We start from the raw sequence: 14,994 nt of genomic DNA on the forward strand, positions 1-14,994 counted from the left end.
CGGAGCGGGATCATGGCAGACAGCAAGGCGGCCTTCGAGAAAGCGGTCCAGGACATCAAGCAGCGGGCCGAGCGCCCCGACAACGACACCCTGTTGCGGCTGTACGCGCTGTACAAGCAAGGCTCGGAGGGCGACGTCAGCGGCGCCAAGCCGGGCTTCTTCGACTTCGTCGGCACCGCCAAGTACGAGGCCTGGGCCAAGCTCAAGGGCGTGCCGCAGGCGGAAGCGCAGAAGAAATACGTGGACCTGGTGAAGAAGCTGCTGGCCTGATGGCCCGCGACACCCGGCGGCGCATCCTCGAGACCGCCCTGGCGATGTTCAACGCGCAGGGCGAGCCGCACGTCACCACCAACCACATCGCCGACGAGCTGGAGATCAGCCCCGGCAACCTGTACTACCACTTCCGCAACAAGGACGACATCATCGAGCACCTGTTCGCGCGCTACGAGGAGCGCATGGACACGGCGCTGGCGCTGCCGAGCGCGCGCCTGCCGGGGCTGGAGGATATCTGGCTGCAGTTGCACCTGGTGTTCGAGTGCATCTGGGACTACCGCTTCCTGTACCGCGACCTGGTCGAGATCCTCAGCCGCAGCCGGCGCCTGCGCCTGCGCTTCGCGCGCATCCTGCGCCGTGCCGACGCCAGCGTGCAGGCGGTGTTCGAGGGACTGGCGCAGACCGGCGCGATGCGCGCCAGCGCCCAGGAACGCGGCGGCGTGGCCACCAACGTGCTGGTGGTGGCCACGTTCTGGCTCAACTATGCGGCCGCGCGCGGCGAAAAGGACGAGCGAGTGGCGATCCGCCACGGCATCGTGCAGGTGATGCAACTGATCGCGCCGTTCCTGCGCGACGCCGAACGCGCGCACCTGGCCGCGTTGATGGACGCCTATCTGGATTGAAGCGCCCTGCCCTGCGCGCAAGCACAGGCGGGGCGGTGCCGCTCAGTCGGCGGCGGCCTGCGCGGCTGGCCCGTCGAGCCGGTAGACCTTGCAGACCAGGCCCGGCGGGGTGCGGTAGGTGCGAAAGCCGATGGCCTCGTAGTACGCCTGCCCGAGCGCATTGTCGGCGGCGATGCTGGCGTCAATCTGCGCCAGCCCGGCGCTGCGCGCGGCCGCACAGGTGGCCCGGAACAGCGCGCTGCCGACCCCACGGCGCGCCGCGCGCGGGTCGACGTGGGTGCCGATGATGCCCCAGCCATCGGCCACGTCGTAGGCATTGCCGGGACGCGCGATGCGCAGCGACTGGAAGCCGAGGACACGCCCGTCGGCGTCCTCGGCCAGCACGCACTGGAGACGATCGGGATGCTGCAGGTAGGTCGCGCGCACCGTCGCCAGATCGGTCGGCGCCTTGCGCAGGCCGGCGGCGAAGATCGCGTTCTGCACCGCGACCATCGCCTCGGCATCGTCAAGCGTGGCGGGCCGGATCTGCATGGTGCCGTCTCTCGTCAGGTCGTGGCCGGCGAGTATGCCCGAGCGTGGCCGGCCGCCATGCGTGCGGAGGCGCCGGGTCAGGCGCCAGCGCGACGACGACCAGTCACGCGCTTGGCCGGGCTGCGCTTGGCCGCCGCCGGCTTGGCGCCGCGCTTGCCCGTCGCGGCGCGCTTGCGCGACTGCGGACGCGCCTGCAACCCCAGCTTGACCAGCACCGGCTGCAGGCGCGCCTCGACCTCGGCGCTCAACGGCTGCACCTGACCACGCAGCGCCGCCGCGCCCTCGCGCACGCTGCTCTCGGCCTCGTCGGCCAGTTGCGTGGCCAGCGCCTTGAGCGTGGCAGCGCCCTGCGCGGCATCGGCGGCGGCGGCCAGCGCGCGCTTGCGGGTCAGCGCGACCACGCCCAGCCCGGCCAGCCACAGGTGCCGCGGGTTCAGCCGGTCCGGCCGCAGCGCGGAGGGGGAACGCTTCTTGGTCGCCATCGCAGGATCTCCAGAGGGGGCCGGCAGTGGCCCCGATGCGCACCATGCTGGCGCCGGCGGCTTGAGCAAACACACTATCGGCGCCCCACCCTTGCCACGTGCCGGCAGCGGCGCCATGCTCGGCGCGGACGCCGTGGCCCGGCGCCGCACAGGGAGATCCACATGGCAGCAAAATCGGGCGCGTGGGCGCCGTTTCCGTACGACGCCAAGGCCTACGCCTACGCCGGCGAGGCGCTGAAGAAAGCGTGGCCCAAGCTGCACGCTGGCGACCGCGAACCCTATCCGGACCCGGCACGCGCGCAGGCCCTGCTCGACGCAGCCGGCAAGGCCGGCAAGGGCCACGACGCGCAGACCCTGTCGGCCGCGCTGATCGAGGCCTGGCGGGCGTTCCACCATGGGCAGTTCCAGCAGGCCTACGAGGCCGGCAAGGCGCTGGGCGTGTTCGGCGCCTCCGTCGCGGTCAAGGCGATCGGCATCCACGCCGGCTATCTGGTCGAGGACGAAAAAGAGCAGTTGCAGCGGCTGCAGCAGGCCGCGACGCTGGCCGAGGCGGCGATCGCCGCGCTGCCGGACGAGGCCAACAGCCACTACCGCCACGCCTTCGCGCTGGGCCGCTACAGCCAGGGCCTGAGCATCGTCAAGGCGCTCAAGCAGGGCATCGCCAGCAAGGTGCGCGCCTCGCTGGAAGCGGCCCTGGAGCTGGAGCCCAAGCATGCCGAGGCGCACATGGCGCTGGCCCTGTACCACGCCGAGATCATCGGCAAGGTCGGCGCGATGATCGGCGGCCTGACCTACGGGGCGAAGGCGGCCACCGCCGAACAGCATATCCAGCAGGCGCTGAAGCTGGTGCCGGACGCGCCGATCGCCCACGTCGAACACGCCAACGTGCTGCTGTTGCTGTACGGCGACAAGCGCGAGGAAGACGCCGCCGCGGCGTTCGAGAAGGCCGCCAAGCTCAAGCCGCGCGATGCGATGGAAGCGCTGGACGCAGCGTTTGCTCGCGATCAGTTGGAGTAGACGCCGGCGCAAGTTGAGCGTATCGCGATGTTTTCTCGTAGGGGCGGCTTCAGCCGCTGCTACAACGCATCGCATACCCGTGATTGGACACACCGTGAGGCGACCAGCGTGATCGGCGGCGGGAGGCCAATCACCCTCTTCCCGCATCCACCCCGTCCCGCCGCCGCGAAGCCGCATCGCGACCTCGCAGCGACGGCCCGCATCAGCCTGCCGGCGGTAGCGCATAGGCGATCACGTAGTCGCCGCGCTTGGTCTCCATGAAGTGATGGCCGGCGGCGACGATGATCAGGTACTCGCGCCCGTCGACCGCGTACACCATCGGCGTGGCCTGGCCACCGGCCGGCAGCTTGGCCTGCCACAGGGTCTTGCCGCTGGCCAGGTCGATCGCGCGGATCAGGTCGTCGGTCGCCGCAGCGATGAAGATCAGCCCGCTGGCGCTGACCACGGCGCCGCCGTTGTTGGGCGTGCCGATCTCGATCGGCAAGCCGGAGTGGATGCCGAACGGGCCATTGCCGCGCGCGCTGCCGAACGGACGGTCCCACAGAGTCTTGCCACTGGCCAGGTCGATCGCACGGATGCCGCCGTACGGCGGCTGCTTGCACAGCAGCCCGGTGAACGGCAGGCGCCAGCCGGCGTTGACGTTGATCGCGTACGGCGTGCCGGCCTGCGGATCGCCGGCGCCCTCTGCGCCGCCGCTGTCGCCGCGCACCTGGTCGCGCGGCGCCCAGCCCAGCTTGTCGGCCTTGGCCCGCGGCACCAGCCGGTTGTAGTTGGGCATGTCGTTGTAGTTGGCGACGATCACCCCACGCTGCGGATCCACCGCCACGCTGCCCCAGTCCGAGCCGCCGTTGTAGCCGGGGTACTCGATCGAATGGCGGTCGGCTTCCGGCGGCGTGTAGATGCCCTTGTAGCTGGCACTGCGGAACTGGATGCGGCACACCAGTTGGTCGATCGGGGTCATGCCCCACATGTCGCGCTCGGTCAGGTCGCGCTTGCGCAGCGAGTGGTACAGCGAGAACGGCTGGGTCTTGGCGCGGCGCTGCGGCTCAACACCGCCACCCGGCACCGCGCGTTCCTCGACCCCGACCAGCGGCTTGCCGGTGCGCCGGTCGAGCACGTACAGCTCGCCCTGCTTGCTCGGCAGCAGCACCGCCGGCACGGTGGTGCCGTCGTGCGGGAAATCCAGCAACGTCGGTTGCGACCCCAGGTCGTAGTCCCACACGTCGATGTGGGTGTCTGGAAATTCCACACCGGCTTGCCGGTGGTGACGTCCCGCGCGACCAGCGAGGTCGCATAGCGGTCTTCCTGCGGGGTGCGCGAACTGCTCCAGTAGTCGGCCGAGGAATTGCCCATCGGCAGGTACACGTAGCCGAGTTGCTCGTCGCCGGCCGCGCTGGTCCACATGTTGGGCGTACCACGGGTCCAGGTCTGCCCCGGCGGCGGCGCGCCGGTCCAGTCCGGATGGGTCATGTCCCAGGCCCAGCGCAGCGCGCCGGTCACCGCATCGAAGCCCTGGATCACGCCCGACGGTTCGTAGCGCTTCTGTCCGTCCAGCACCTGGTGGCCGGTGACGACCACCCCGCGCACGATGGTCGGCGGCGAATTGATCGAGACGTAGCCCGGCGGCGTGGAGCCCATGCCGACGGTGATGTCGACCTGGCCGTGCTGGCCGAAGTCCTCGCAGGGCTTGCCGTCGGCCGCATCGACCGCGATCAGGCGTCCGTCCAGGGTGCCTTCGATGATGCGCTGGCGGCAGGCCGTCGACGCCGTAGCCTGAGCGTCGGGCACCGCGTAATAGCTGACGCCGCGGCAGGCGGCGGTATACGGGATCGCCTTGTCCGCCACCTTGGGATCGTAGCGCCAGCGTTCGCGGCCACTGCGCGCATCCAGCGCGATCAGCTGATTGCGTGCGCTGCACAGGTACAGGCTGTCGCCGATCTTCAGCGGCGTGGTTTCCGCGCCCCAGCGCTTGTCCGGCAGGTCGCCGGTGCGGAAGGTCCAGGCGGTGCGCAGCTGCGCCACGTTGCCCGGGGCGATCTGCCGCAGCGGCGTGTAGCGGCTGCCGGCGTTGTCGCGACCGTAGGCGGCCCAGTCGGCATCGGCGGGCGCGTCGGCCGGCTGCGCGCCGGTGCGCGGGGTCGCCAGCGCCGCGGCCATGCCGGCCGCATGCGCCAGCGTGCCATCGGCCTCGGTGACGCCATAGGGCAAGAACGCCAGCGCAAACGCGCCGACGAACACCAGCGCCAGCACCGCGGCGAGCGTGCGCGACAACCTGCGCGAGAACGGCCGGTCCAGCCGCGGCAGCAGCAACGCCAGCAGCAGCGCCAGGAACACCATCAGGCCCATGCGCGGCACCCAGCGCCAGTAGTCGGCGCCCGACTCCCATGCCGCCCACAACAGCGACAGCAGGAAGGTCGCCGCAAACCACAGCGCACCATTGCGCCGCGCGCGCCACAGTTGCACGCCGGAGATCGTCAGGCCGAGGCCGGCGACCAGGTAGTACCAGGAGCCGCCTATCGCCAGCAGCCAGGCGCCACCGATCGCCAGCACCACTCCGATCAGCGCGCAGGCCCCGCCGAGCAACTGCAGCGGCCAGCCGCCACGACGCTGCATTCATTCGAATTCGTTCATTGCCACTCCTCGCAGGACACGGCCACGCGGAACATCCGCCGTGGCAGCGGCGCACGCGCGCCGCGCGTCCTTATCCCAGGCAGCCGGTGAATGCCGTGCGTTTCCTGCTGACACACGCTGACACGCAACCTTGCCGTCCTCGTGATCCAGCATCGACCTGGGCATCACGCGGCCTGTGTCGTCAAGAGCGACGACGACCCGACGATATGTGCAGTCGGTATGGCGCAGCGGTCGTACAAATGGCTGCCTTGGCGCCGCGTGTATACGCTCGCAGCAGGTCGCCCGCATCGTCAATGGTCATTCCGAAAACGACGACGCCGGCACGAGGCCGGCGTCGTCGTTCGCTCAGGAGCGGATCACGCCTGCGGCGGTGCAGCCTCGCCAGCGCCTTCGGCGACGCCGTCCTCGCCCGGCAGCACGTCCTCCTCGACCAGCGAGCCGTCCAGGCGTTCCACCGCCTGCAGCTTCTCGCCCTTGGACAGGCGGATCAGGGTCACGCCCTGGGTGTTGCGGCCGACGCGGGAGATTTCCGAGGCGCGGGTCCGCACCAGGGTGCCGCCGTCGGAGATCAGCAGCACTTCGTCGCGGGTGCTCAGCAGCACCGCACCGACCAACTTGCCGTTGCGCTCGCTGGTCTGGATGCCGATGACGCCCTGGGTGCCGCGGCCCTTGCGCGGATACTCGCCCAGCGGGGTGCGCTTGCCGTAACCGTTCTCGGTCGCGGTGAGGATGTAAGCATCGGCCTCGTCGCCGTTGCGCGCCTCGGCATCGACCTCGGTGTCCGCTGCGGCGTCGACGTCGTCGGCGTCCTCGTCCTGGCCCACCGCCGGTTCGGCCACGATCAGGCTGACCACGTACTCGCTCTTGGCGAGGCGAATGCCGCGCACACCGCGGCTGCTGCGACCGGTCGGCTTGACCCCGCCGCGGCTCTTGCGCCGCGCGCCACGGGCGTCGTCGCCCTCCTCGCCCGCGGCCTCGTCGTCGGCCACGGCGCCGTCGTCGGCACCGACCTCGTCGACGGCCGCATCATCGGCCTCGTCGTCCTTGGGCCGTTCGGAGAAGCGCACGGTCTTGCCGTTGGAGGCGAACAGCAGCACGTCGCGCTCGCCGTCGGTGAGCGCCACGCCCACCAGGGCGTCGCCCTCGTCCAGGTTGATCGCGATCTTGCCGATCTTGCGCTGGAAGGCGAACTCGCTCAGCGGGGTCTTCTTGACCATGCCGTTGCGGGTGGCGAAGAACACGTAGCGGCCCTCGGCGTACTCGCGCACCGGCAGCACCGCCTGCACGCGCTCGCCGTTCTCCAGCGGAATCCAGTTGACGATCGGGCGGCCGCGCGCGTTCGGCCCGGCCTCCGGCAACTGGTGCACGGGCAGCCAGAACACCTTGCCGCTGCTGGTGAAGGTCAGCAGCGTGTCGTGGGTGTTGACCAGCCACAGCTGATCGATGAAATCCTCTTCCTTGGTCGCCGCCGCACTGCGGCCGCGACCGCCGCGGCGCTGCGCGCGGTAGGCGCTGACCGGCTGGCGCTTGGCGTAGCCGGCATGCGACAGGGTCACCACCACGTCTTCCGGCGCGATCAGGTCGAGGATGTCCAGATCCTCTTCGCTGTGGCGGATCTCGGTGCGGCGCGCATCGCCGTATTCCTCGCGGATGTTGACCAGCTCTTCGCGGATCACCTGCAGCAGCACGTCCGGGTTTTCCAGGATGCGGATCAGCCCGGCGATGGCGTCCAGCAGCTGCTTGTATTCCTCGGTCAGACGCTCCTGCTCCAGGCCGGTCAGGCGGTGCAGGCGCATTTCCAGGATCTGCGTGGCCTGCACCTCAGTCAGCTGGTAGCCGCCGCCGACCAGGCCAACGCCGCTGGGCAGATCTTCCGGGCGCGAGGCCTCGGCGCCGGCCGCGTTGAGCAGCGCGCCGACCAGGCCCGGTTGCCAGGTCTTGGCCAGCATGCGCTCGCGCGCTTCGTTCGGGTTCGCCGAGGTCTTGATCAGCTCGATCATCTCGTCGATGTTGGCGAGCGCGACGGTCAGACCTTCGAGGATATGCGCGCGGGCGCGCGCCTTGCGCAGTTCAAAGATGGTGCGGCGGGTGACCACTTCGCGGCGATGGCGGACGAAGGCCTCCAGCATCTGCTTGAGGTTCATCAGCTGCGGGCGGCCATCGACCAGCGCCACCATGTTGATGCCGAACACCGACTCCATCTGGGTCTGCTGGTACAGGTTGTTCAGCACCACGTCGGCGGCTTCGCCGCGCTTGACCTCGATGTAGATGCGCATGCCGTCCTTGTCGGACTCGTCGCGCAGCTCGCTGATGCCTTCGAGCTTCTTTTCCTTGACCAGCTCGGCGATCTTCTCGATCAGCCGCGCCTTGTTGACCTGGTACGGGATCTCGGTGACCACGATCGCTTCGCGGCCGTTGTCCTGGATCTCGATCTCGGCCTTGGCGCGCATGCGCACGCGGCCGCGGCCGGTGCGATAGCCAGCGACGATGCCGGTGGTGCCGTTGATGATGCCGGCAGTCGGGAAATCCGGGCCGGGGATGTGCTCCATCAACCCGTCGACGTCGATCTGCGGATTGTCGATCAGCGCCAGGCAGGCGTTGATCGACTCGGTCAGGTTGTGCGGCGGGATGTTGGTGGCCATGCCCACCGCGATGCCGGCCGAGCCGTTGACCAGCAGGCTCGGGAAGCGCGTCGGCATCACCGACGGTTCCTGTTCCTTCTCGTCGTAGTTGGGCTGGAAATCGACGGTTTCCTTGTCGATGTCGGCCATCATCTCGTGCGCGAGCCGCGACATGCGCGCCTCGGTGTAACGCATCGCCGCCGCGGAATCGCCGTCGACCGAACCGAAGTTGCCCTGTCCGTCCACCATCAGGTAGCGCAGCGAGAACGGCTGCGCCATGCGCACCAGGGTGTCGTACACCGACTGGTCGCCGTGCGGGTGGTACTTACCGATGACGTCGCCGACGATACGCGCCGACTTGTAGTAGGGCTTGTTGCTGTGCGCGCCCAACTCGTTCATCGCGAACAACACGCGGCGATGCACCGGCTTGAGGCCGTCGCGCGCATCCGGGAGGGCACGCCCCACGATCACGCTCATGGCGTAATCGAGGTAGCTCTTGCGCATCTCGTCTTCCAGGTTGACCTGGATGATTTCCTTGGCGGATTCTGCCATTCGGGTTCCGTAAGTCTGGTGGCGGATCGACCACCACGCCGGCCCGCGACAGGCGGGCCCGCCGCGGCCGCACGCCTAGGGCGCACGGCGGTCGATCGAACCGCCGGATTCTATCATGACAGGCGCCCGATTGCCCGGTTTTTGCCGGCGCGAACAAGCACTTGCGCGCCACCGGCCACCTCTGCCGGGCGCGGCGGCGCTCCCTGGAACTCAGCCGCCGAAGGCGGCGCGCATGCGCGCCGGGTCCGGCTGCTCGATCACCCCGCGCTCGGTGACGATGGCATCGATCAGGTCCGCCGGGGTCACGTCGAACACCGGGTTCCAGGCGGCGATGCCGTCGGCCACGGTGCGGGTGCCGCCGACGCCGAACAGCTCGCCCGGATCGCGTTGCTCGATCTCGATCTGCGCGCCATCGGCGGTGTCCATGTCCACGGTGGACGACGGCGCCACCACCATGAACCTGACGCCATGGTGGCGCGCGGCGATCGCCAGCTGGTAGGTGCCGATCTTGTTGGCGGTGTCGCCATTGGCGCAGATGCGGTCGGCGCCGACGATCACCCACTGCACCGCGCCGGTCTTCATCAGGTGCGAGGCCGCCGAATCGGCGATCAGGGTGGCGTCGATGCCGTCCTGCTGCAGTTCCCACACGGTCAGCCGCGCGCCCTGCAGCCACGGCCGGGTCTCGCCGGCGAACACCTTGGCGATGCGCTGCTGGGCGACGCCGGCGCGGATCACGCCCAGCGCGGTACCGAAGCCGGCGGTGGCCAGCGAGCCGGTGTTGCAATGGGTCAGCACGCCGCTACCCGGCACGATCAGGCCGGCACCAAGCGCGCCCATGTGCCGGTTGGCGGCCAGATCCTCTTCGGCGATCGCCTGCGCCTCGCGCTCCAGCACGGCCTGCCAGTCGCTGCCGGCCGCGCCCAGTGCGGTGCGCATGCGCGCCAGCGCCCAGGCCAGGTTCACCGCGGTCGGGCGCGCGGCATTGAGCCGCTGCAGGGCCGGCTCCAGCTTCAGCAACGCCTCGGCGCCGTTCTCGGCCTGCACCTCGCGCGCGGCCAGCACCGTGCCCCAGCCTGCAGCGATGCCGATCGCCGGCGCGCCGCGCACGGCCAGGGCGTGGATCGCCGCGGCGACCTGGTCGCTGTCGGTGCAGCGCACGTGTTCGACCGCGAACGGCAGCTTGCGCTGGTCCAGCAGCTCCAGCGCGTCGCCGGTCCACAGGATCGGGCGGATATGGTCGTAGCGGGCGTAATCGATATCGAGTGCGGCGTTCATCGCGCCATTGTAAACGCCGGCGATTGCGGATTGAGGACGCCGCGCGGTGTCGCAACGCCGCCAGCGCTCAATTGACGCTGAACTCGGCGCGGCAGCCCTTGTCCACCCAGATGCCGTCGCGGTCCCAGCCCCAGCTGTCGTCCTGCACGCAGGGCGCGCCGGACAATTGCCGGCGCAGTTCGACACGATCCTGCACGCTGACGCCGCAGCGGCGCCGCGCCTTGCCCTTGGATTCGCACAGCACCGGCCGCGGGCCGGCGGGGAAGCCGGAGCCGTCGGCGGCGCCGATCTCGAACTCGCCGCGGCAGCCGCGCGCGACCCAGATCTCGTTGCGGCGCACGCCCCAGCTGCGCTCCTCGCGGCACGGCACCGACGACAACTGCCGCATCAATCGCACCGGGGCGCCGCGCAGCATCACCGGGCAGCTCTCCAGGCGCCCGTCGGACTCGCAGCGCAACACGCGGCGCATCGCGCTGCGCGGCGCCTCCACCGGATTGGGACGGAATTCGGCGCGACAACCCAGGGTCACCCACACGCCGGTGGCGTCGGAGCCCCACTCGCTGCCGCGGATGCAGTCGTTGTCGGAGAGTTGCCGCACCAGTTGCACGCCCTGGTCGGTGGACATCGGACAGTGCACCCAGGTCATGTCGCGCGACTCGCAGCGCACCACCGCGGCATCGTACGCATCGGTGTCCTGCGCCGGCGACGGCATCGGCCACACGCTTGCCGCCAACCCCAGCCAACACCAGCCACCGAGCCCGTACGCCCACTTCATGCTTGGCTCTGCCCCTATGCCTAGAACCTGAACAACGAAGACCTGCTGGCGCGCAGCGTGCGCTTGCCGTGCCCGATCAAACCATCATCGGTGTGGACAACGCAACAACGCGCCGCGAAAACACGTGACGGCCGGTTCAGGCATGCGCGAAATCGTAGGCGAGCACCTCGCCGATCTGCGCGGTGCCGCGCATCGCCATCAGCAGCCGGTCCACGCCGACCGCGACGCCGGCGCAGTCGGGCAAGGCCGGCAGCGCCTGCAGCAGCCGCTCGTCCAGCGGCGGCAGCACCGCGCCGCGCGCCTGACGCAGCGCATGGTCGCGCAGGAAGCGCCGGCGCTGCTCGGCGGCATCGTTGAGCTCGTGGTAGCCGTTGGCCAGTTCGTAGCTGCCCAGGTACAGCTCGAAGCGCTCGGCCACCGGCGGGTCGCCGTCGCGCACGCGCGCCAGCGCGCACTGGCTGGCCGGCCAGTCGTGGACCACGGTGAGGCGGTCGGCCGGGAACGCCGGCTGCAGGCAGTGGGTCATCAGCAGGTCCAGCCAGTCGTCGCGGCCCAGGCCGTCGGCATCGATGTGGATCTCGCGTAGCGGCTGCTGCAGCGCCTCCAACGGCGCAGTGAATGGATCCAGCTGCAGCCCCTGCACGAACAGCTCGCGGTAGCTGAGCACCTGCAGCGTGGCGCTGCGTCCGACCAAGGCCAGCGCGGTGCGCACCAGCTCCACGGTCTCCTCGATCAACTGCCGGTGATCCCAGCCGACCCGGTACCACTCGAGCATGGTGAACTCGGGATTGTGGCGGCCGCCGGCCTCGCCGTTGCGGAACACCCGCCCCAGTTCGTAGCAGTCGCCGATGCCGGCGGCGAGCAGCCGCTTCAGCGGGTACTCGGGCGAGGTCCGCAGCCAGCGCAGCGCCGGACCTGCGTCGACGTGGCCGCTGAAGCGGGTCTGGAAGCTGTCGATGTTCGGCTCGGTGTTGCCGGCCGCCGACAGCATCGGCGTCTCCACTTCCAGCAAGCCGCGCGCGGCGAAGAAGCCGCGGATGGCGGCATTGAGCCGGGCGCGCAATTGCAGGGTGGACAGCAGGTCCATCACGGCGCCGTGTCGAGCCGGCGGCTCAGTTGGTCACGCGCGTCGTCGCGGTAGCCCAGGCCCAGGTACAGGCGCTTGGCGGCGGCGTTGTGGTGATTGACCTCCATCCGCAGCACGCCCCCCCCCAGCGCGCGGGCGCGCGCCTCGACCAGCGCCACCGCCCGCCGCCCCCAGCCGCGGCCGCGTGCGGCCGGGCCCAAATACAGCTCGTCGAGCAGCAGATAGCGCCCGCCCAGTTCGACGCTGAAACAAGCGGTGATCAGCGCATAGCCCACCACCGCGCCGTCCGGCGCCAGCCACAGCAGCGCCTCGCCCAGCGCCGGCTGCGCCAGCAGCGCCTGCAGGCCGCGCGTCACCCGCTCGGCGTCGAAGGCGATGCCGTCTTCGGCGTAGAACGCCTGCAGCATCGCCAGCAGGGCCGGCTGATCGGCCGCGCCGGCAGTGCGCCAGCGCAACTCTTCCTGCTTCATGCCGAGCGCGCTCATGCGCCCTGCCCCTGCCCCTGCGCCTGCAGGAACGCCAGCAACTGCGCCTCGTCCCACACCGCCACGCCCAGCTCCTGCGCCTTGTCGAGCTTGGAACCGGCAGCCTCGCCGGCGACCACGAACGCGGTCTTCTTCGAGACGCTGCCGGCGACCTTGGCGCCCAGCGCCTCCAGTTGCGCCTTGGCTTCGTCGCGGGTCAGCGCGATCAGGGTGCCGGTCAGCACCACGGTCTGCCCATCCAGCGGGCCGGCGCGACGCTGCGTCTGCGCCGGCGCGGCATCGAGCAGGCGTTGCATCGCTGCCTCGGCATCCAACAGCGCCTGCTTCTGTGCCGGATCGGCCAGGTACTCAGCCAGGTTGGCGGCGCCGGCCGTGGACAGCCCCGCCCCGGTCCAGCCGCTTTCGTTGGCGCGCAGCAAGGCGTGCAACGTGCCGTAGGTGGCGGCCAGGCGCTGCGCGCTCTTCCCGCCGAGCTTGTCCACCGGCAGCGTGCCCAGCAGATGCGCCAGATCCAGGCGCTCGCGCAATTCCGCCGGCGGTGCGCCCTCGTCGGAAAAGCGAATGCCGGCGGCGATCAGCGCATCGACCACCGCGGCATTGCCGGGTTGCTCGAAGAACGTGGCGATCGAGCGCGCCACCTCGCCGCCGATGTCCGGCAAGGCCTGCAGCAGCACCGCCGGGGTGCTGCGCACGAACGCCAGCGAGCCCAGCCAGTAGGCCAGCGCCTTGGCCGTGGTCTCGCCCAGGTGCGGAATGCCCAGCGCGAACAGGAAACGCGGCAGCGTGGTGGCGCGGCTGGCGTCGATGCCGGCGACCAGGTTCTCGGCCCACTTGGTCGCGAGCTTGCCACCCAGGTCCACTGCCAGGTATGCGCGCAGGAAGTCGGCGCGCCGCCACTGGGCGGCCTCGTCCTCCAACGCGGCGCGGCCGCCCGCGTCCAGCGCCAGCGCGCCCTTGCTGTCCTCCACCGCCTGCAGCAGGTCGACGGCGGTGGCCGCGTCCAGCGCGGCCTTCATCCGTACCAGGTCCTCCACGCTCAAGGCGTACAGGTCGGCCAGCGACTGCACGAAGCCGAACTCGACCAGGGCATCGGCCTGGCGCTCGCCCAGACCTTCGATGTCCATGGCGCGGCGCGAGGCGAAGTGACGCACGGCCTCCTTGCGCTGCGCGGCGCAGGCCAGGCCGCCGCTGCAACGCCAGGCCACCGCGTCTTCTTCCTTGACCAGCTCGGAGCCACACACCGGGCAGGTCGCCGGCATCGTCCACGGCGCGGTGCCCGGCGGACGCCGTTCCTCAATCACCCGCACCACTTCCGGGATCACGTCGCCGGCGCGGCGCACGATCACGGTGTCGCCTTCGCGCACGTCCAGCCGCGCGATCTGGTCGGCGTTGTGCAACGTCGCGTTGGTAACCGTGACGCCAGCGACCTGCACCGGCTCCAGCCGCGCCACCGGGGTGACCGCGCCGGTGCGGCCGATCTGCACCTCGATCGCGCGCAGTACGGTGGATTGTTCCTGCGCCGGGAACTTGTGCGCCAGCGCCCAGCGCGGCGCGCGCGAGACGAAGCCCATCGCCTCCTGCTGGTCGTAATCGTCGAGCTTGTAGACCACGCCGTCGATGTCGTAAGGCAAGCTGTCGCGAGCGGCGCCGATGCGGCGGAAATAGGCGATCAGACCGTCGAAGCCGGTGGCGGTGTCCGCCTCCGGCGCCACCGGGAAGCCGTAGTCGCGCAGCAGCTGCAGCGTCTGCGAATGGGTTTCGGGCAGTTCCAGGCCGCGGACCTCGCCCACCGAATAGGCGAAGAACGCCAGCGGCCGGCGCCGGGTGACCGCCGGATCGAGCTGGCGCAGCGAGCCGGCGGCGCCGTTGCGCGGGTTGGCCAGCAGCTTTTCGTTGCGCTCCAGCGCCTGCGCGTTCCACGCGGCGAAGGCGGCGCGCGGCATGTAGATCTCGCCGCGCACCTCCAGCACCGCCGGCGGCGGCACGCCGAGGTCGCGCAGCTTCAGCGGCACCGAACGCACCTGGCGCAGATTGGCGGTGACGTCCTCGCCGGTGCTGCCGTCGCCGCGGGTGGCGCCCTGCACGAACACGCCGTCCTCGTAGCGCAGGCTGATCGCCAGGCCGTCCAGCTTCGGCTCCACCGAGAACACCGGCGCGGCCAGGTCCAGTTCGCGCTCGATGCGGCGCTCGAAATCGGCGACCTCGGCGAAGCGCGTGCGATCGTCGGCGTCCTCGGCCACGCCCGGCGTTTCGAAGGCATTGGCCAGCGACAGCATCGGGATCGCGTGGCGCACTTCCGGGAAGCCGCCGTCCGGCCGCGCACCGACCTTGCGCGTCGGCGAGTCCGCGCTGGCCAGTTCCGGGTGCGCGCCTTCCAGCGCCTCCAGCTCGCGCATCAGCGCGTCGTACTCGGCATCGGGAATCGCGTTGTCGTCGAGCACGTAGTAGCGGTGATTGGCGTCGTCGATGCGCTGGCGCAACTCGGCGGCACGCTGCTGGGGATCGGGAGTTGCGGTCATGCGCAGCGGAAATGGGGGTAACGGAGAGGGGGCGATAGTAGCTTGAAGGCTGGGATTGGGGAGTCGGGATTGGCTCGATGGCTGGGACTGGCGATTTGGGATTGGGGATTCGCTTGATGGCCG

11 protein-coding genes and 1 pseudogene are annotated in these 14,994 nt (G+C 70.3%); 3 read left to right on the forward strand and 9 right to left on the reverse strand.

Features of this window, described 5'->3' with window-relative positions; translation table 11 throughout:
• Positions 1–12: 12 nt before the first annotated feature.
• Together CEK66_RS06150 and CEK66_RS06155 are read left to right on the forward strand one after the other, a co-directional pair.
• Positions 13–270: an acyl-CoA-binding protein gene (locus CEK66_RS06150; RefSeq protein ID WP_017909407.1), complete on the forward strand. Its 258-nt coding sequence runs from the start codon at positions 13–15 to the stop codon at positions 268–270.
• Positions 270–896: a TetR/AcrR family transcriptional regulator gene (locus CEK66_RS06155; protein WP_152236289.1), complete on the forward strand. Its 627-nt coding sequence runs from the start codon at positions 270–272 to the stop codon at positions 894–896. Before CEK66_RS06150 ends, CEK66_RS06155 begins: the two co-directional genes overlap by 1 nt.
• Positions 897–938: 42 nt before the next feature.
• Here the strand turns inward: CEK66_RS06155 and CEK66_RS06160 are convergent, their stop codons facing one another.
• Both CEK66_RS06160 and CEK66_RS06165 read right to left on the reverse strand, forming a co-directional pair.
• Positions 939–1,427: a GNAT family N-acetyltransferase gene (locus tag CEK66_RS06160; protein WP_226978510.1), complete on the reverse strand. Its 489-nt coding sequence runs from the start codon at positions 1,425–1,427 to the stop codon at positions 939–941.
• A 77-nt stretch (positions 1,428–1,504) separates the two neighbouring features.
• Positions 1,505–1,909 carry a hypothetical protein gene (locus CEK66_RS06165; RefSeq protein WP_043092140.1) on the reverse strand — a complete coding sequence of 135 codons (405 nt, stop codon included), beginning with the start codon at positions 1,907–1,909 and terminating at the stop codon, positions 1,505–1,507.
• A 162-nt stretch (positions 1,910–2,071) separates the two neighbouring features.
• Between CEK66_RS06165 and CEK66_RS06170 the strand changes: the two genes are divergently transcribed.
• A complete protein-coding gene (locus CEK66_RS06170) occupies positions 2,072–2,926 on the forward strand; it encodes a hypothetical protein (RefSeq protein WP_152236290.1) in 855 nt (284 codons plus the stop codon).
• Positions 2,927–3,128: 202 nt separating this feature from the next.
• Here the strand turns inward: CEK66_RS06170 and CEK66_RS06175 are convergent.
• The 7 genes and pseudogenes from CEK66_RS06175 to ligA form a co-directional block, all read right to left on the reverse strand.
• Positions 3,129–5,539, reverse strand: a pseudogene (locus CEK66_RS06175) (membrane-bound PQQ-dependent dehydrogenase, glucose/quinate/shikimate family).
• A 374-nt stretch (positions 5,540–5,913) separates the two neighbouring features.
• On the reverse strand, positions 5,914–8,730 hold the full coding sequence (gene gyrA, locus CEK66_RS06180; RefSeq protein ID WP_152236291.1) for a DNA gyrase subunit A: 2,817 nt from the start codon (positions 8,728–8,730) through the stop codon (positions 5,914–5,916).
• 210 nt (positions 8,731–8,940) lie between these two features.
• Entirely contained in the window at positions 8,941–10,005 is a 1,065-nt protein-coding gene (gene mtnA, locus CEK66_RS06185; RefSeq protein WP_152236292.1) for an S-methyl-5-thioribose-1-phosphate isomerase, read from the reverse strand.
• Positions 10,006–10,072: 67 nt separating this feature from the next.
• Positions 10,073–10,717 (reverse strand): DUF3011 domain-containing protein, encoded by a 645-nt coding sequence (locus tag CEK66_RS06190; RefSeq protein ID WP_017913558.1) that lies wholly within the window; start codon positions 10,715–10,717, stop codon positions 10,073–10,075.
• 199 nt (positions 10,718–10,916) lie between these two features.
• Complete coding sequence (epmA, locus tag CEK66_RS06195; RefSeq protein WP_152236293.1) at positions 10,917–11,867, reverse strand: EF-P lysine aminoacylase EpmA; 951 nt, start codon at positions 11,865–11,867, stop codon at positions 10,917–10,919.
• Positions 11,867–12,352: a GNAT family N-acetyltransferase gene (locus CEK66_RS06200; protein WP_152236294.1), complete on the reverse strand. Its 486-nt coding sequence runs from the start codon at positions 12,350–12,352 to the stop codon at positions 11,867–11,869. Before CEK66_RS06200 ends, epmA begins: the two co-directional genes overlap by 1 nt.
• Positions 12,349–14,871, reverse strand: coding sequence for an NAD-dependent DNA ligase LigA (gene ligA / locus CEK66_RS06205; protein WP_152236295.1), 2,523 nt, complete (start codon positions 14,869–14,871; stop codon positions 12,349–12,351). The genes CEK66_RS06200 and ligA overlap by 4 nt, the downstream gene beginning before the upstream one ends.
• Between the last annotated feature and the right edge of the window lie 123 nt (positions 14,872–14,994).

The organism is Xanthomonas sp. LMG 12460, from assembly GCF_009192895.1.
GTDB lineage: Bacteria > Pseudomonadota > Gammaproteobacteria > Xanthomonadales > Xanthomonadaceae > Xanthomonas_A > Xanthomonas_A sontii.